The organism is Primorskyibacter sedentarius (assembly GCF_004342065.1).
Lineage (GTDB): Bacteria > Pseudomonadota > Alphaproteobacteria > Rhodobacterales > Rhodobacteraceae > Primorskyibacter > Primorskyibacter sedentarius.
Genome location: NZ_SLZU01000005.1, coordinates 131188 through 148964 on the forward strand (window position 1 = coordinate 131188; position 17777 = coordinate 148964).

The 17777-nt window shown below is 59.5% G+C and carries 16 protein-coding genes; 14 read left to right on the forward strand and 2 right to left on the reverse strand.

The window, feature by feature from the left end; all coding sequences use genetic code 11:
- Nucleotides 1-80 precede the first annotated feature (80 nt).
- The 3 genes from EDD52_RS09835 (at nucleotide 81) to EDD52_RS09845 (ending at nucleotide 1732) form a co-directional block, all read left to right on the forward strand.
- The gene (locus EDD52_RS09835; RefSeq protein ID WP_132244371.1) at nucleotides 81-335 is read left to right on the forward strand and encodes a type II toxin-antitoxin system CcdA family antitoxin; all 255 of its coding nucleotides are present in this window, start codon (nucleotides 81-83) and stop codon (nucleotides 333-335) included.
- A 35-nt stretch (nucleotides 336-370) separates the two neighbouring features.
- Complete coding sequence (locus EDD52_RS09840) at nucleotides 371-613, forward strand: CcdB family protein (RefSeq protein WP_132244373.1); 243 nt, start codon at nucleotides 371-373, stop codon at nucleotides 611-613.
- Between the two features lie 219 nt (nucleotides 614-832).
- On the forward strand, nucleotides 833-1732 hold the full coding sequence (locus tag EDD52_RS09845; protein ID WP_132244375.1) for a LysR substrate-binding domain-containing protein: 900 nt from the start codon (nucleotides 833-835) through the stop codon (nucleotides 1730-1732).
- A gap of 113 nt (nucleotides 1733-1845) precedes the next feature.
- Here the strand turns inward: EDD52_RS09845 and EDD52_RS09850 are convergent, their stop codons facing one another.
- Nucleotides 1846-2691: an IclR family transcriptional regulator gene (locus EDD52_RS09850; protein ID WP_243651891.1), complete on the reverse strand. Its 846-nt coding sequence runs from the start codon at nucleotides 2689-2691 to the stop codon at nucleotides 1846-1848.
- A 32-nt stretch (nucleotides 2692-2723) separates the two neighbouring features.
- Here EDD52_RS09850 and EDD52_RS09855 point away from each other — a divergent pair, with 32 nt between their 5' ends.
- The 7 genes from EDD52_RS09855 to EDD52_RS09885 all read left to right on the forward strand — a co-directional run bounded on the left by EDD52_RS09855 (nucleotide 2724) and on the right by EDD52_RS09885 (nucleotide 11828).
- Nucleotides 2724-4325 (forward strand): GMC family oxidoreductase, encoded by a 1602-nt coding sequence (locus EDD52_RS09855; RefSeq protein ID WP_132244377.1) that lies wholly within the window; start codon nucleotides 2724-2726, stop codon nucleotides 4323-4325.
- A gap of 144 nt (nucleotides 4326-4469) precedes the next feature.
- Nucleotides 4470-5564, forward strand: a complete 1095-nt coding sequence (locus EDD52_RS09860) for a TRAP transporter substrate-binding protein (RefSeq protein ID WP_132244379.1) — start codon at nucleotides 4470-4472, stop codon at nucleotides 5562-5564.
- 84 nt (nucleotides 5565-5648) lie between these two features.
- On the forward strand, nucleotides 5649-7961 hold the full coding sequence (locus EDD52_RS09865; RefSeq protein ID WP_132244381.1) for a TRAP transporter large permease subunit: 2313 nt from the start codon (nucleotides 5649-5651) through the stop codon (nucleotides 7959-7961).
- Between the two features lie 9 nt (nucleotides 7962-7970).
- On the forward strand, nucleotides 7971-9014 hold the full coding sequence (locus tag EDD52_RS09870) for a DUF475 domain-containing protein (protein ID WP_132244383.1): 1044 nt from the start codon (nucleotides 7971-7973) through the stop codon (nucleotides 9012-9014).
- Between the two features lie 21 nt (nucleotides 9015-9035).
- The gene (hisD, locus tag EDD52_RS09875) at nucleotides 9036-10343 is read left to right on the forward strand and encodes a histidinol dehydrogenase (RefSeq protein ID WP_132244385.1); all 1308 of its coding nucleotides are present in this window, start codon (nucleotides 9036-9038) and stop codon (nucleotides 10341-10343) included.
- A 64-nt stretch (nucleotides 10344-10407) separates the two neighbouring features.
- Entirely contained in the window at nucleotides 10408-11388 is a 981-nt protein-coding gene (locus EDD52_RS09880) for an alcohol dehydrogenase catalytic domain-containing protein (RefSeq protein WP_132244387.1), read from the forward strand.
- Between the two features lie 29 nt (nucleotides 11389-11417).
- On the forward strand, nucleotides 11418-11828 hold the full coding sequence (locus EDD52_RS09885; RefSeq protein ID WP_132244389.1) for a universal stress protein: 411 nt from the start codon (nucleotides 11418-11420) through the stop codon (nucleotides 11826-11828).
- A gap of 49 nt (nucleotides 11829-11877) precedes the next feature.
- Here the strand turns inward: EDD52_RS09885 and EDD52_RS09890 are convergent, their stop codons facing one another.
- On the reverse strand, nucleotides 11878-12291 hold the full coding sequence (locus EDD52_RS09890) for a universal stress protein (RefSeq protein WP_132244391.1): 414 nt from the start codon (nucleotides 12289-12291) through the stop codon (nucleotides 11878-11880).
- A gap of 213 nt (nucleotides 12292-12504) precedes the next feature.
- On the opposite strand from EDD52_RS09890, the gene EDD52_RS09895 reads away from it, so the two are divergent.
- The 4 genes from EDD52_RS09895 to EDD52_RS09910 all read left to right on the forward strand — a co-directional run bounded on the left by EDD52_RS09895 (nucleotide 12505) and on the right by EDD52_RS09910 (nucleotide 17752).
- A complete protein-coding gene (locus EDD52_RS09895) occupies nucleotides 12505-14103 on the forward strand; it encodes a BCCT family transporter (protein ID WP_132244393.1) in 1599 nt (532 codons plus the stop codon).
- 256 nt (nucleotides 14104-14359) lie between these two features.
- Nucleotides 14360-15037 (forward strand): hypothetical protein, encoded by a 678-nt coding sequence (locus EDD52_RS09900; RefSeq protein WP_132244395.1) that lies wholly within the window; start codon nucleotides 14360-14362, stop codon nucleotides 15035-15037.
- Nucleotides 15038-15047: 10 nt separating this feature from the next.
- Nucleotides 15048-16064 (forward strand): hypothetical protein, encoded by a 1017-nt coding sequence (locus tag EDD52_RS09905; protein WP_132244397.1) that lies wholly within the window; start codon nucleotides 15048-15050, stop codon nucleotides 16062-16064.
- 14 nt (nucleotides 16065-16078) lie between these two features.
- Complete coding sequence (locus EDD52_RS09910; RefSeq protein WP_132244399.1) at nucleotides 16079-17752, forward strand: Dyp-type peroxidase; 1674 nt, start codon at nucleotides 16079-16081, stop codon at nucleotides 17750-17752.
- Nucleotides 17753-17777 lie beyond the last annotated feature (25 nt).

Here is a 17777-nt window from a genome sequence, read left to right on the forward strand (position 1 = left end):
GGGGCCTAGCACCGGACTACCCTTGCCTGACACTCCTTGGCGGTATATTTTGGCGGTATGTTCCGTAAGGAGGCCCGTGCATGACTGCCGCCGTGAAACGCAAGACATCGCTGACGCTGGATGCTGACGCGCTGGAAGACGCGCGCCGTCTGGGCGTGAACGTGTCCGCCGTGGCGGACGAGGCGCTGCGCCGCGCTGTTGCCGAGGCCCGCCAGCGCAAATGGCTGGAGGAAAACACCGCAACTTTTGCTGCCCAGGCCAACTGGCACGAAGAACACGGCCACCCGCTTGCGGATATCATGGCAACCCCCGCAGGCGCGACTTGGAACCGCTAAACCGTTTTGACATAGCGTCTTACGGCGCTCAGTTAATGGTCGTGGTGGAAAGCGACCTGCTGCCGCCTGACCCGGCCATCGTGGTGATACCGCTAATCTCGGGCTACCCGGCCATCCCGCACCTGAATCCCGAAATCGAACATCACGGAACGCGCTATATCCTCGCCACGCGGCTGATCTCTGCCGTGCGGCGCGCCAGCCTGCGCCGTGTCGGCAGTGCTACGGCAGACGGGGATCGCATCATCCGGGCCATCGACGTGCTCATGTCCGGCGTGTAACGCGCCGGCCGTCACCACCTTTTAAATCCGGCTGGCCTATACGCTGCACCTTTTCATTCTCCTCTTCGGACCCTTCCGATTGTGTGAGGGGCAGGTTTGCGCCTGATCAAGACACCGACGGGCCGCTGACGTTCGACTGGAAAATTCGACGCAGCCAACCCTGTTTGCGCGGGGCAGAAATTGAGGCACAACAGGCGGAAAGGAACAGGATCCGCCGCCATGACCAAGCTGCCACATGTCACCTGGCTTCGCGCTTTCGAGGCCGCCGCGCGTCACAGCAGCTTCTCCAGCGCCGCGGAGGAACTGAACCTGACTCCCGCCGCCGTCAGCCAGCATATCCGGTTGCTGGAAAAGCATCTGGGAGTCGAGCTTTTCCGGCGCCTGCCCCGCAGCGTCATGCTTACAGATATGGGCCATGCCTATGCCTTGCCGATCCGCAAAGCCTTCACCGATATGCAGGGGGCGACTTCGGGCCTTTTTGCCATCCAGCGCAAGCGTCGCATCAACATCCGCACATCCGTGACCTACGGGTCCTTGGTGCTGGCGCCGAAACTCGCGGAGTTTTCAGCCCTTCACCCGGATGTGGAACTCCATCTTACCACTGCGGTCTGGTCGGACCGCTTGGACGATGCCCGCATCGATATCGACATCCGCTACGGCACAGGGGATTGGGAAGACCCGCATATCTGGCCACTGTCCTATGACACCGGCATTGTCGTTTGCAGCCCGGATCATGCGCGGCGGTTTGGCCCGCAGCCGGATATCGCGGCGATGGTGCAGGAACGCGTTGTGCTGGTCATGGGGTCAGAGGTCGAGTGGCAGCGCCTTGGCGCGCATTTTTCACTGGATCTTCCGGTGCCGCATCACATTACCAAGGCCGATTCCTCGATGATGGCGCTGCAACTACTCGTGGGCGGCGGCGGGGCCGGGATCATTCACGAAAACTTTGCAGATCGGTATATCGCGCAAGGCACGCTGGTCAGCCCCTTTCCGTACCGTCTGCCGATCCACGAAGCCTATTTCATGATCATCCGGCCCGATGCGTTGAATCGGCCAGAGATCTGCGCCTTCCGGGACTGGCTTATTTCGCAGGAAGGAACGGCGGAGGGTGCATCGTGACACGCCTGTTCACCGGCAACGAATTGTCGACATCCCGCCCGCCGCGTCGCTCTGATGTCGGCGGCCCTGCCCTGTCAGTTTGATACTGGCGCGCCCGGCCTTCGGGACATGTCTCAGTCCGCCGGAAACAACGCGTCGCGCAGCTTGATCGCGGCGTCCTGCAGCAAATCCTTGCGGCTGGTCGCTTCTGACAGGGAAATGCGCTGGGTGGGTCCGTGAAACGCCAATGCTGCCACGAAACGGTTGTTCCAGTCCTGCACGGGCACGGCGATAGCAACCATGCCGTCCAGAAACTCTTCGCGATCAAGGGAATGGCCCTGTTCCGCAATTTCTGCCAGTTCGGCCAACAGGCTGTCGTTCTGCGTATGGGTTGCGTCGGTCATCCGTTCCAATTTCAGCGCGGCCACGAAATCGCGGCGCTTGCGCGGCGCAAGGCTGGCAAGAAAACATTTGCCGCTGGCGGTGCAGTGAAACGGTACGTTGGTGCCAATGGGAAGCTGGATCCGGAACGCCCAGTCGGCCTCGACCCGGTCAAGATAATGCATCCCGGAATCCTGCGGGACGACGTAATTCACCGTTTCCCTGACCGTGGAGGCGACATCCAGCAGGATCTGGCGCCGGGCGATGTGATCCCGCGAATTCTGCAACAGGCCAGAGCCAAGCTCTCGCAGGCGCCGCGCGACCTGATATTTGCGTGAATTCCCTTGGCGTACAAGAAAGCCATTCTGCTCCAGCGTGACACATAACCGGTGCACCGTCTGGCGCGGCAAGCCCAGAACCTCGTTGATTTCCGGCGCGGTCATTGGCCGGTCGCTCTTTGCCAGAACCTCAAGGATCAGCAAGTTCCGCAGATTGGTCGGGATACGTTTCGCATCGGGCATCGGTTTGGCTGCCTCGAAAAAAGTTGTGGTGTTCTGCGCGAATCGTTGTAGCGTCCAGAGGATGAAAAAGCGAGACATCATGTCTCATTTTTTGATCACGTCGGAGGAGCATGGAGTTTGACTTCATCATCGTCGGTGCAGGATCGGCCGGGTGCGCGCTTGCAAACCGGCTCTCCGAGAGCGGTCGGCACACGGTTGCATTGATCGAAGCAGGCCCGCGTGACACCAACCCGTGGATCCATATTCCCGTGGGCTATTTCCGGACCATGGGAAACCCAAAGGTGGACTGGCGCTACAAGACCGAAGCTGACCCTGGCATTGCGGGGCGTTCTATCGTCTGGCCGCGCGGGCGGGTTCTGGGCGGTTCAAGCTCTATCAACGGGCTGCTTTACGTGCGTGGCCAGCCGCAAGACTATGACGGTTGGGCGCAGATGGGCTGCACGGGCTGGTCCTGGAACGACGTTCTGCCCTTTTTCAAACGGTCGGAATCCTGGGCGGGACCGGACCCGGCGGGAGTGCGCGGCAAAGACGGGCCGCTGAACGTGCAGACCTCGCGGCTGAAACGCGAGATTGTTGACCTGTGGGTCGATGCGGCAGAGGCTGCAGGCTACACGCGCAATGCCGACTACAACGGCGCGGATCAGGAAGGCGTCGGGCATTTCCAGCTGACCATGAAGGGCGGGCGCAGATGCTCTTCTGCCGCGGCTTACCTGAAGCCTGCGCGGGACCGGAAGAACCTTGAGATCCTGACCGGGGCGCAAACCGAAAAGGTGATTTTCGAGGGCGACCGGGCGGCCGGCGTAAGGGTGCGCCATCGCGGCATGATGAAGGATATTCGCGCGCGTCGCGAAGTCATTCTTAGCGCCGGGGCCATCGGGTCGCCACAAATCCTCATGCTGTCGGGGCTTGGCGACGCAGACGAACTTTGCAAACATAACATAGATGTACGGGCCGACCTTAAAGGTGTTGGCAAGAACCTTCAGGACCATCTTCAGGCCCGCCCGGTGTTCAAAACCGATCTCAGCACCATCAATGTCGAGGCCAACAACCTGTTCAAACAGGCCATGATGGCGGTACAATATGCGCTGACCCAGCGTGGTCCGATGACGATGGCTGCAAGCCTCGGTACCGCGTTCCTGCGCACGCAGGACCATCTGGAAACGCCGGATATTCAGTTTCACATTCAGCCCTTCAGCGCTGACAGCCCGGCGGAAGGGGCGCACAGGTTTTCGGCCTTTACCGCGTCGGTCCTGCAACTGCGCCCGGAAAGTGCCGGACATCTGACGCTCAGGTCGGCCGATATGAATGACCACCCCGCCATTCATCCCAATTATCTGGCCACGGAAACCGACTGCCGGACCATCGTGAAGGGCATTCAGATTGCACGGATGATCGCCCGCACCGAGCCGTTGAAATCCCGGATCACCGAAGAACATGCGCCCGGTAGCAAGGTCGCGATGGAAGATGAAGAGGCGACGCTGGCCTGGGCGCGCCAATCGGCTGTCACGATCTATCATCCCACAGGCACCTGCAAGATGGGCACCGACCCTATGGCGGTGGTTGACCCGCGGCTACGGGTCCGGGGGGTAAGCGGGCTGCGGGTGGCGGATGCATCGATCATGCCCCGGATCGTCAGCGGCAATACAAACGCGCCGGCTATCATGATCGGCGAACGTGCCAGCGCCCTTATTCTGGAGGATTCAAGTCTATGAAAGTCGCGCAAGGCTCGCCAACATGGCGCTGCTCGCAACCTGCAACCTGACAAAGAGAACGCAACACAGTGCCAGGGCCGCGCCTTCGCCCCCGGCAGAAAACAAAAGAACGACAGAGGGCATCGCATCAAGGGAGGAAATCTGATGTTGAATTTGAAGACGATGACGACAGGGGCCGCGGCCCTTGCCCTGATGGCCTCGGCAGCCTTTGCCGAGACCGTGATCCGTGTGCAATCCGTGATCCCGGCGCAGGCTGATGAAGTCACCATGCTGAGCGATTTCGCCGCCGATGTCGCCGCACTTACCGACGGATCCGTGAAGATTGAGGTCCTGCCCGCCGGCGCCGTGGTGGGCGTGCAGGAAACGCTCGATGCCGTTGACAGCGGGCTAATCGAAGGCGGGTTCGCGTGGACGCATTACTGGTCGGGCAAACATCCCGCGGCCATGCTCTTTGGCTCGCCCGTTGCCGGGGCTGGTGTTGGTATCGACAACATAGCCTTTCTGAGTTGGTTCCAATATGGCGGCGGCAAAGAGCTGTATGACCGGCTTTGGGACGAGATGGGCATGAACGTCAAAGGTTTCATGCTGCAACCCGTGGGGCCAGAGGCTTTGGGTTGGTTCAAGGAGCCCATCGCCAGCATGGATGACTTCCGCAAGTACCGGTTCCGCACCCCTCCGGGCATTCCCGGCCAGACCTACAAGGATATCGGCGTGGCCTCGGTGGCCATGGGTGGCGGGGACATCCTTCCCGCGCTTGAGAAAGGCACAATTGACGCGGCTGAATGGTGCTGCCCGAAGCCCGACAGCGTGTTCGGCTTCCAGAAAGTGCTGAAGCATTACTACCTGCAGGGCCTGCATCAGGTCGTCGTGAATGCCGATCTCTACATCAACGGCGATGTCTATGACGGGCTCACCGATCTGGAGAAGAAGGCCCTGGAAGTGGCCGCCAATGCGTCGCTTTCCAAGTCCATGTCCTATCGCATCTACGAGAATGGCAAGGCGCTGAAGGATCTGACCGAAAACCACGGGGTCATCCTGCATGACACGCCGTCGGACTACTTCTCGCAATACATGGAAGCAGCCAAGGCAGCGCTGGAGACCAACGCGGCGGATAACGAATTCTTCGCGGAAGTCTGGCAGAGCCAGAAGGACTTTGCCGAGATCGCGGTGCCGTTCTGGGCCGGTGCGCAAACCTCCAACGCGAACCTTGGCAGGGCATTTGCCGACAGCTTGAAATAACCCAAGCAACCTTTCAGGCCCCGGATGCACGGGGCCTGAAACCCTTTGCGACAATGCAAATCAGACCTCAAGAAGGCAGGCGGAATGGCCGAAGAGCTGGATCCCGGTGAACTTGACATCACCGACGAGTTGATCGCCGAAAGGCGCGCCGAGGAGCCGGGGCAGACCCCCGAAGACATGACGCCCTGGCAGCGCCCCATCACGGCGGCAATCGACATCATCAATCTTTGGGCCGGGCGGATCATCTGTCTGTTGATGATCCCGTTGATACTCGCCATCGTGTACGAGGTCTTTTCGCGCAACATGTTTGCCATCCTGACAGAGAATGGCATGAACGACGTGGCCATCTCCTGGGGGTTTGGCCCCACTTTGTGGGTCTATGACGTCAGCCGCATGCTGGGTGGCGTGCTGTTCATGGCGGCGGCGGGCTACGCGTTGATGCGCGGCGTGCATATCCGCGCCGATTTCCTTTATCGCGGTTGGTCTGAAAAGACGCAGGCCAGCGTGGATGCCACTCTCTACCTGGCCTTCTACCTGCCCGCGATGCTGTTCTTCACCTGGGTCTCTTCGGAATACTGGTTGAAATCGTTCCTGTCGGGCGAGCAGGCGAGCGATTCCACTTGGGCGCCACTCTTGTGGCCCGCGCGTCTGGCCATGCCGGTCGGCGCATTGCTGCTTTTCCTGCAAGGATTTCCAGAGCTGTTCCGAGCTTTCCACAAGATGGGAAAGGAACGAGAGCGGAAGTTCCTGCGCATCCTGCCCTTTTATCTTGTGGCGCTTGCGCTGGTCACGCTGGGCGTCTTCTTTCCGGACGTCTTGCCGCTTGGCGACTACTGGGAAAGCCTGTTTGGCAAAGGCCCCGGAGTTTCGAAGCCGGTGATCGGGTTGATCATGCTGGCGGTGATGCTCTTTGCGATCTTCGTGGGCTTCCCGATCTCTTTCACGCTGATCTTTCTGGGCTTTGTCTTCGGAACATGGGGCGCGAATTTCAAGCTCGCCACCTTCCTGATGACGCTGCAAACCAACTCTGTCATGCTTTCGGATCAACTGGTCGCGGTACCCCTGTTCATTTTCATGGGCATCGTGATGGAACAGGCCGGACTGATGGAAAGGCTGTTTCAGGCAGTGCAGATGATGATGTCGCGCACGCGCGGGGCCTTGTTCATCGCCGTGCTTTTCGTGTCGACGATCTTTGCCGCCGCGACCGGCATCGTCGGGGCCTCGGTGACCATTCTTGGCATCATGGCTGCGCGCACGATGAACAAATCCGGCTATGACGTCAGGCTTGCCGCCGGAACCATCACCGCCGGGGGCACGCTGGGCATTCTGATCCCGCCCTCGATCATGCTGATCGTCATGGGGCCGGTACTGGAAGTTCCGGTGACGGACCTGTTCCGCGCGGCGATCATCCCCGGTGTCATGCTGGCGGGTCTCTACCTGCTTTATGCCCTTGGCCGCTGCTGGATCAATCCAGACCTTGGCCCGATCCTTCCGCCGGACGAACAGCCGGAAACCTCGCGCTTCTACCTGCTTGAGGTAATCGTGGTCATGGCCTCTCTGGTCTTTCTGATCTGGCTGATCACGCGCGGCATCACCGTGGGCTTCGGCTTTCCAATGGGCGCGCTGATCGTGCCCATTCTTTGGGTCGGACTCATGTACATGGTCTATCGCTGGATGGACCGGGTCCGCCCCGGCGGTTTCTATTTCTCCGCGCTCTGGTATGAATTCTTCATGGGGCTGGTTCCACCCACCGTGCTGATTGCCTTTGCGCTTGGGTCCATCCTTGCCGGCTGGGCAACACCGGCCGAGGCATCCGCCTGCGGCGCGTTCGGGGCGGTGGTCCTGTCGATGCTTTATCGCAAGTTTACCATTCCGGGACTGTATGACGCGCTGATCAAGAGCCTTGAGATCACCGTTCTGATCATGTTCCTTGTCGCGGCGTCAAACTTCTTCGGGGCGGTATTCTCAAACCTGGGCACGCCGAAAATGCTGACAGAGCTTCTGCTCAGCCTCGACATGTCACCGGTGCTGATCCTGATGCTGATCATGGCACTGATCTTCCTTCTGGGCTGGCCACTGGAATGGGTGCCTATCGTTCTGATCATCGTGCCGATACTGATCCCCACGGTCACCTCGCTGGATCTGGGTTTCGAGAACCAGCAGGACCTGCTGATATGGTTCGCGATACTGGTGGCGGTGAATTTGCAGACAGCGTGGCTTAGCCCACCGGTGGCGCTGTCGGCGTATTTCCTGAAAGGCGTCGTGCCAGAATGGGACCTGCGGGATATCTACCTTGGCATGATGCAGTTCATGGTGATCCAGTTGATCGGCCTGATCCTGATCTTCGTCTTCCCCCAGATCGCCCTGTGGCTGCCAAATTACATCTACGGGCAATAGGTGCTGACCATGGCAAGATCATCCCTATCATACCTGAAATGGCCCCTGATCGTGACGGCGGTGGGGCTTGGCCTGTCGGGCTGGCTGGGCTGGGCAACCGAAGGCAGCATGTCCGGTGTCGTCGCATTCTTCCTGATCGGGGCCGTGCTGGCAGTGCTGGAGATCGCGCTGTCCTTCGACAACGCCATCGTGAACGCCAACAAGCTGGAGGATATGACACCGGTTTGGCGGCAGCGATTTCTGACATGGGGCATCCTGATCGCGGTCTTCGGGATGCGGATCGTCTTTCCGCTGCTCATCGTTGCCGTCTTCGCCTGGGTCAACCCGTTCGAGGCGGTGCGTCTGGCGCTGGCAGAGCCTGAAGAATATTCGCGCATCATCGAAAATTCGCACAGCTCGATTGCCGCGTTCGGGGGCACATTCCTGATGATGGTGGCGCTCAGCTTTTTTGTCGATGAGGACAAATCGATCGACTGGATCGAAAGCCTGGAGCGCAGCATGCGCAAATGCGGTTCCGTGCGCGGGTTCGAGATTGCCTTTGTGCTGATCATCGTCGCACTGATTTCGCAGGCGCTGCCCGGCCACCAGCAAGCGAGCTTTCTGTTTTCCGCCATCATGGGCCTGTTGGTCTTCACCATGGTCGACGGTCTGGGAAACTATCTGGATCAAAGCAGCAGTTCCGGTGTGGGCATGGCCGCGAAGGGCGGCCTAGGCGCGTTTCTTTATCTCGAAGTGCTGGATGCCAGCTTTTCCTTCGACGGCGTGATCGGCGCCTTTGCCCTCACCTCCAACATCGTGCTGATTGCAATCGGTCTTGGCGTCGGCGCGATGTATGTACGTTCCATGACCATCATGCTGGTCGAGAAAGGAACCCTGCAGCAGTTTAGATATCTTGAACATGGCGCTTTCTATTCGATCTTCGCGCTGTCGATGATCATGTTTCTGCAATCGCTTGTACATGTGCCCGAAACGCTGACAGGCGGTATTGGTGTCGTCCTGATCGGGCTCGCCCTGTTTTCATCCATTCGCCACAACAAGCGGGAAACCCCCTAACCGTCAGGAGGATTGCAGACCATGGCCCGTGACTACCTCAAGAAGGCCGCATTTACCGCCCGGTCCAACGCGTCAGACGTGCACGAGACAGTGAAGACCGTGCTCGACGAGATCGAGGCGGGGGGAGATGCCAAGGCGCTGGAATACGCAGCCCGGTTCGACGGCTATGATGGCAAGATCCTGTTGGGACAGGATGAGATTGACGCCGCAAGCGCGCTTGTCCCGCAAAAGCTGAAGGATGACATCAGGTTTGCCCATGACAATGTGCGCCGTTTTGCGGAACTGCAAAAAAGCACGGTCGCCAATGTGGAGGTAGAGCTTAATCCCGGCTTCATCACCGGCCAAAAGGCAATCCCTGTCGATGCGGCGGGATGCTACGTTCCCGGTGGGCGCTACAGCCATATCGCCAGCGCCATCATGACGGTGACAACCGCCAAAGTTGCGGGCTGTCGCCATATCACCGCCTGTTCGCCACCGCGACCGGATACGGGCGTCGCCCCCGCCATCATCTATGCGGCGCATATTTGTGGTGCCGACCGGATCCTCGCGATGGGGGGCATACAGGGTGTTGCGGCAATGGCGTTCGGGCTGTTCGGCCTTCCGGCGGCCAATATCCTTGTGGGCCCTGGCAACCAGTTCGTGGCCGAGGCGAAGCGGATCCTGTTTGGCCGCGTGGGTATAGACATGATCGCAGGGCCGACCGACAGCCTTATCCTCGCGGACAAATCCGCCGATACGAATATCGTGGCCACCGATCTCGTCAGCCAGGCAGAGCACGGCTACAACTCGCCGGTCTGGCTGGTCACGGATGACCGCGCACTGGCAGAAGACGTAATGGCCCGTGTGCCGGTTCTGATCGCCGATCTGCCAGAGGTAAATCGCGAGAATGCCGCTGCCGCCTGGCGCGACTATGCCGAGGTGATCCTGTGCAAAGACCGCGAGGACATGGCGGCAACGTCGGATGACTACGCGCCCGAGCACCTGACCGTTCAGGCGGAAGACCCCGATTGGTGGCTGGATCGGTTGACCTGCTATGGCTCGCTCTTTCTGGGCGAGGAAACGACGGTTTCCTACGGTGACAAGGCGGCCGGGACGAACCACGTCCTGCCCACGTCGCGCGCCGCCAGCTACACGGGCGGGTTGTCGGTTCACAAATATATGAAGATCGTCACGTGGCAGCGCACGACACGCGAAGGGTCAAAGGCAATTGCCGAGGCCACCGCGCGCATCTCGCGTCTGGAAGGGATGGAGGGGCACGCCCGTGCGGCCGATGTGCGGCTGGCAAAGTACTTCCCCGACGAAGATTTCGACCTGTCGCCCGATGGATGACACGGGCCATGCGCAATCGCAGTGGCACCCAGACAGGCCGCGTTGGGACAGAGAGGAGCCGATGATGAAGGCCTTGGTCTATGAAGATGTCGAAACGCTCATCTACCGCGACGTGCCGCGCGCAATGCCCAAAGAGGGCGAGCATCTGATCCGCGTCACCTGTGTTGGCATTTGCGGATCCGACATGCATGCTTTTCTGGGCCATGACGACCGGCGCCCTGCCCCCCTGATCCTGGGCCATGAGGCGGCAGGCATCATCGACGAAGGACCGCTTAAGGGCCTGCGCGTCACGATCAACCCGTTGGTCACCTGCAAGACCTGCACCTATTGTCTGTCGGGCCGTGAAAATCTGTGCCCGGAACGGCAGATCATATCCCTGCCCCCGCGCGAAGGTGCCTTCGCGCAATTCGTGGCGATGTCGGAAAGCAACCTTGTGAACGTTCCAGAGGCGGTGCCACTGGCCAAGGCTGCGCTGGCGGAACCTCTGGCGGTCAGCTGGCATGCCGCCCGTCTGGCGCTGGAGGCGCTGGAGGCGTCGGCGGATCGCAAAGCGCTCGTGATCGGGGGCGGAGCTATCGGGCTGGCCGCCGCGCTTGCGCTGCGCAGCATGGGCGTGCCGGACATCACGATGATCGAACCAAATGCAGACCGGCGCGCATTTCTTCGCGATCACTGCGGAGAGACCGCATCAGCGACCTGCGAAAGCGATGCGGATCTGGTCATCGATGCCGTCGGCTTCAAGGCGACCCGCGCGCTTGCCTCTGCACGGGTGCGACCCGGCGGGGTGATTGCCCATATCGGGCTGGGTGAGGACATGGGCGGGCTGGATATCCGCCGCATGACCTTGCAGGAAATCTCCTTCATCGGGACCTATACCTACTCCGCCCAGGATTTTCGCGACACCGCGCAAGCGATCTTTGACGGTCAACTCGGCCCGCTGGACTGGACAGAAAGGCGCCCCCTTTCCGATGGCGCACGGGCCTTTGCGGACATCCGCGCAGCACGGGTCGCGGCCCCCAAGATCCTGCTCGATCCGTGGGCCTGAGCCGATCCAACATTAAAAGGGAGATCAAGATGTACGACAAGATACTGGTTCCGATGGCGCTCAACCACGGCATTTCCCCGATGACGCTGAAGACAGCCCGTGTGCTGTGCAATCCCGGCGGCTCCATCACTGCGCTGCATGTCTACGAAGTCCCGCAAGGCAGCGTCGCTGCTTATCTGGGCGAAAACAAGGTGCAGGAGGGCATGCAGCGCGCCCATGCTGTCCTGAAGGAAAAGACCGCTGATATGGAGGACGTCACGGCAGAGATTGCGCGCGGGCATCCCTACCGCACGATCATCGACTATGCTGTCAAGAATGACGTGGGCTGCATCGTCATAGGCTCGCACATGCCGGGGCTCAGTGACTATCTGCTTGGCTCTACCGCCGCGCGGGTCGTGCGCCACGCGCCCTGTGCTGTGCATGTCCATCGCGACGCCTGACGCCGTTTGCCAGCGCCGGAAGCGGTCTGGCTGAACCGCAAAGACCGCCCTAGCGCACGATGAAGACTGACGTCTTGGAATGGGACGCAAGATAGCCCGCGTTGGACGCAAAAAGATGTTCCGCAAATCCCGGAACGTGGCTCGCCATGACCACAAGATCGGCACCGAGCTTGCCTATGGCGCGCATCAACACGTCGTCCAGATCGATGGACGGGTCGTGGCTGATCTCGCAATGCGATGCGAATGTCATCCCGGTGGCGCTGGACCGCTCTGCCGCGAAAGCCGCAAGCTTTTGCGCAAACAGGTCCGGCGTACGGGCAATCTGGGTTGGCGACGACTGCGTGACGCCGACGATATGCAGCTCTGCACTGTATTTCGAAGCAAGGTCCGCCGCCACGGAAAGTGCTTTGTCCATCTGCTCGGTATGGCCGAGATCGACAGGGATCATAATTTTCGTGAACATTGTGTTTTCTCCTTGCTGGCATCGACATTGCCACGGCGACGGCCTGCGGTCCTTGAGGTCGATCAATACGCGAGATTCACCGCGTGCAGCCCCGTTCCACCCGAATTCCGGCGGTCTCGCGTCAGATAATCTTTGACTTCCGTTGCGTCACTGACGACCCTGACAGTCATTGGCCTTTGGCCGACGCCCAGAAAACCGAGAGGAAACAAAGCCATGTCATCATCTGAACCAGAGGCCCCGGTCGATGAGAGTATGGAATACTCCACCGACTATGAATTAGGGCAGGACAATATCCGCCCGCTGGGCCTGGATATCCACAACCCGGTTTTCCTGATCTCCAGCATTCTGATTTTCGCATTCGTTCTTCTTGCGCTGGCCAATCAAGAGGCATCGGCAACCTTTTTTGGCTGGCTGCGCCCATGGCTGACCAGCACCTTCGACTGGTTCCTCGTTCTGTCGGTCGACGCCATAACCCTGTTCTGCCTGGCGTTGATCATTCTGCCCGTGGGCAAGGTAAGGATTGGCGGCAAGGACGCGACGCCGGATTACACCTATGCGGGCTGGATCGCGATGATGTTTGCGGCAGGCATCGGCATCGGGCTGCTGTTCTTTGGCGTGCTTGAACCCGTCTATTACAACTTCGCTGAAGATGGCGCTGCGCATCCTCTGGGGATCGACGCGTCGCTTCCGGGCAATGAATATATCGGCGTCGTCGGCACCATTCACCATTGGGGGCTGGAAGGCTGGGCGATCTATGCCGCTGTCGGTCTGAGCCTTGCGATTTTCTGCTATAACCTCGGCCTGCCATTGACGCTGCGCTCTGCCTTCTATCCGTTGCTGGGTGAAAAGGTCTGGGGGTGGTGGGGTCACGCGATCGACACGCTGGCCGTATTCGCAACATTATTCGGCCTGACCACATCTTTGGGCCTTGGCGCGCAGCAAGTGGCTGCAGGCTTGTACGAGATCTTCGGGATCGTACCTTCGAACACTGTGACCGTCCTGCTGATTATCGGGATCACCTGTATTGCCCTGGGCTCCGTCTTGCTGGGCATGGACAAGGGGGTAAAGCGGCTGTCCGAGATCAACATGATCATGGCCGTTGTCCTGTTCATCTTCGTGTTGCTTGTGACGGGTCTCGTCTCGGGGCTGACACGCTATGTGAGCGTCATGGCCGACTACATTGTCGCCCTGCCGGCCCTGTCCAACCCGTTCGGGCGCGAAGACACCAGCTATTTCCACGGCTGGACCACCTTCTACTGGGCCTGGTGGATCGCCTGGTCGCCCTTCGTGGGCATGTTCATCGCCCGCATCTCCAAGGGTCGTACGGTGCGTGAATTCGTTCTGTGCGCCCTGATCGCGCCAACGGCCGTCTGCGCCTTGTGGATGTCCACCTTCGGAGGGGCCGCCATCGACATGATCAATGCAGGCGGCGCCGAAGGCGTCACGGCCACCGTTGTCGACAGCTACAAGCCCGAAGGGGCCCTGTTCGGCTTTCTCAAGGAGCTTCCCTTCTACGGTATCGTCGCCCCGATCTCGCTGGTGCTGATCATCATCTTCTTTGTCACCTCGTCCGACAGTGGATCGCTTGTGATCGATACGATCACGGCCGGCGGCAAGATGGATGCGCCCGTCATCCAGCGCATCTTCTGGTGTACGCTTGAAGGGCTGGTGGCAATCGCGCTGCTTCTGGGCGGGGGCCTGAGTGCGCTTCAGGGGGCTGCCGTCTCGACGGGGATCCCGTTCACGCTTGTCGTGCTGATGATGTGCTACTGCCTGTGGCTCGCGCTGAAATCAGAGCACGCGAAGCTCTGAACGCAACCGCTGGTTGGCCGGAGGTTCCGAACGGACCTTCGGCCAACGCCTTGCTTTGCGCACCCCAAGGCGCCGTTCCTACCCCCACGACCCTGCCCCGCCCGGCAGAATTTTCATGCGTGGCAAAGCAGTTAGTCAACGCGACCAGCACCTTGAGCGTTGACGGGTAGGCATGCATCCCATACAACGTTTGCGTGCCCTGCGATTTAGTGATTACACTTTTTTGGTGCAGCTACATTGCGAGAAGGATACATTGATGTCGAATATAGGCGGCAAGGCCTATGCGATGAATGTGGTAACGCCGAGCAATCCCAAGATCACTTGGATCAACCGGCTGTTGTTCATGGCATCGCGCGGACTCCCCGAAAATTTGCAGGGCTTGTTGGGCCTGTCGATCATCCATTTCGCGCGCTGGGTCATCATCCGCCCTAAGGACTGGCCGGATTTGGGTCAGGGCAAGCAGACGGTCAAGAATGACTACATGCTGTTCTGCTCCAACTTCAACGGAACTTGGGATCAGTATATCGACGCGTTCTCTGACGGTATCCCGAAAGGTCTGAACCTTTTCTGGTACTCCGCCACGAAATATCCGCAGTCTATCCCGGTCACGACGTTCAAGAATTACATCACCTACAATCAGGTGAACACTGACTACTATTACAACGCGACGCCCGGCTCTGCGCAGCGTGACATCAAATCCAGCCTGAGGGTTTACGACGAAGTGCGGCGCCTTGCAAAGCTGCATGCCTCGCAATCGCCCGAGGACTTCGCGAAAAGCTATCGTGACGCGATGTTCAGGATACAGGACGCTCTTGGCGAACCCGGTATCGGCCCCGTGGCCAGCCTGGATACGGAACGCGCCGATATCAATCGCAGCGCCTACGTGAAGGACGCCCAGAGAGAATTCGACAGCGAGCGCACATCAACTTCCTGAGGAGTGTCCCATGGCCGATCTCGACACTGGTCACCTTTTTCTCACCACGCTCGCGCCGATCAGGCATGGCAAGTCGTCAGACGGTTCCAACACGTCCTGCGAGCAGCAGGTGCGCACAGCACTTGCGGAACTGCCGACAGCGATGCAATCGCCCGCCACGCAGAATATCGGGCTGAACAGCCCGTTCTCACGCAACAAGCGCAACCATCTGGCGCGCATGTTCGTGCTGAGCGATGTCATCTACAACGGCCGCAACTCCCAGAACCCGATCGTCGCAACGGCGAAGGGCATCAACCCCGTCAATCCGCAGGAGATCGACAAGCTGAACGCGGCGTATCTGGTGTTCTGCGCCGATATTGACGCCATCACAGAAGACGGTGCCCCGCTGCCCGCCGATCTTAGTGCCGAAGAACAGAGGCAGGTCCGCAAATCCTATGCCCGCGAGCTATGGAAAACGATGGGCCCGGAACTTGAAGAGATCTATCGCAACTGCGTGGGCTTTGAAGGTGTCAAAACAGCGGATGATTTCGCGAATTACCTTGATAAATGTCATGTCGAAACGACCATGCCCTTCCATGACTATTACCTGAAACTGCCGGAGTTCAACGAACTGTCACTGCCAAAGCTTCTGGCAGGTGTGCTCGTGCCCGCGGGCATCGGGCTGCTGGGGCTGGTGCTGTGGCTTTTCGGGGCGTCCAGCCTTTTGGGGATCAGCACGCTGTTGCTGTTCTTTCTTGGTTTCATCATCGCTGCAATCGCGGCGGTGCTGAGCGTGAAATTCGCATTAAAGAACGGCGCCAAACCACTGGCACCGGGAGAATATGACGACCTGCCATCGGTGCTCAAGGCGCTTTACGTGCAGCAAACCTTTGCGGATTTCGCCATCGATCATCAGGGCGCGGACGCAAACAAGCTGTATGAGGATTTCGGATCCTTCCTGCAAACGCACAAACCCGAAGATAAATCGGCACCGACACAAAATCCCGGCGTGATCTCGATCGCGGCCGAGGGTGGCCTTTCAAGCTAGGATTGACATTCGAAATGACCCGCAGCCTGAATCTCGACGACATACAAGGCAACGTGATCCGCGCCTACGGACGCTATTCCTTTCCCTTCGCCCGGTACTTCTTTCTCAACATCGCGGATTGCGGCAAGGGTCGGCAGTTCATTCAGGCGGTCCGCCAGAAGGTTACGACCGGCGCCGTCTGGCCTGAGGGTGGCAAGCCACTGGTCACGTTGAATATCGGGTTCACCTTTCTGGGGATGCTGAAGCTGCAGATTCCCGAGCGCACCTTGCGCGGCATGCCCGAGGATTTCATCTCTGGCATGCGAAACCGGGCCTTCATCCTTGGTGACCGCGACGTGACAAAGACAGAGGCGGAATCCGTCGGCTGGGACAAGCATTGGGATCCGATCTGGCAGGGCAATCGCAAGGGTGACGGCGATGATACCGACAATGTCCATATCTGGATCTCGATGAACGCCCAGCTGAAGACGCCGGGACAGGACGAACCGGTCGACGAGCTGGAGCAGCAGACACAATGGCTGCGCGATCTTTGCCAGGAGCTTGACCAGGGCGTCCGGATCCTGACCACGAATGGCAAGAATGGCGATCAGGAATACCAGGCCTCCTCCGCCGTGTTTGAAGAGAAGAACGGCATAAAACTCCCCACGCCGAAAGAGCATTTTGGTTTTTCCGACGGCATTGGCGATCCGGTTTACAAAGGTCAGTACCCTCCGGAAATCGAGAAGCAAAACGTCATCGGGCGCGGCAAGCGCATGACGCCCGAAGCCGGGTGGGAGCCCATCGAGGCGGGTGAGTTCATCCTCGGTCAACCCGACGAAAGCCAGGAACTGCCCCCCGCCGCCGCGCCGCCGGAATTCACGCGAAACTCCACCTTCATGGCCTATCGCAAGCTGCATGAAAATGTCGGCACATTCGAAGAGGTCATGCGCGAAGAGGCAAAATCCTATGCCGCGGTTCAGGGCGTGTCAGAGGTCGAGGCGCGCGAAACCCTGCACGCCAAAATGTGCGGGCGCTGGTCCGATGGTGTGCCCACATCCGTGGTTCCGACCTATGAAGAATGGATCGCCTTTGGTGACAAGATGGGGTTCAACGACCCTGATCCCGTCAAGTCGCTGGAAAATCAGGTCGCTTATCTGCGCTCTCCTGCGGCGTCGAATTTTGTCTATGCGGATGACATGCTGGGGTACAAGAACCCGGTCGGATCGCATCTGCGCCGGATGAACACGCGGGACTATCTCGACCCGCTTAACAAGGTCGGCATCGATCCTGAAACGGGCGAGCAATTCAAGAACGAAAGCGCCACATCCGCGCTGAACAAGCGACGCCGGATTTTGCGACGCGGCCTGCCCTACGGCCCGCGGGTCGGCGAAGAAAAGAACGACGAGACCGAACAGGGCGTCACGATGATCATCATGTGCGCCAGCCTTTCGCGCCAGTTCGAATTCGTGCAGCAGCAGTGGATTCAATACGGGCTGGACTTTCACCAGGGCAATGACACCTGCCCGATGCTTGGCAATCATGATCGCCACAAACGTTTCACGATCACGGCGGACCCGAAATCCGGCAAACAGCCCTATGTCATGAGCAAGCTGAAGACCTTTGTCGAATGCCGTGGCGGCGACTATTTCTTCATCCCTTCCATGACAGGCTTGCGGATGATGGCCATGGGCATCGTCGACGCAACATGAGCCCAGCACCCCGAAAGGACAGGCA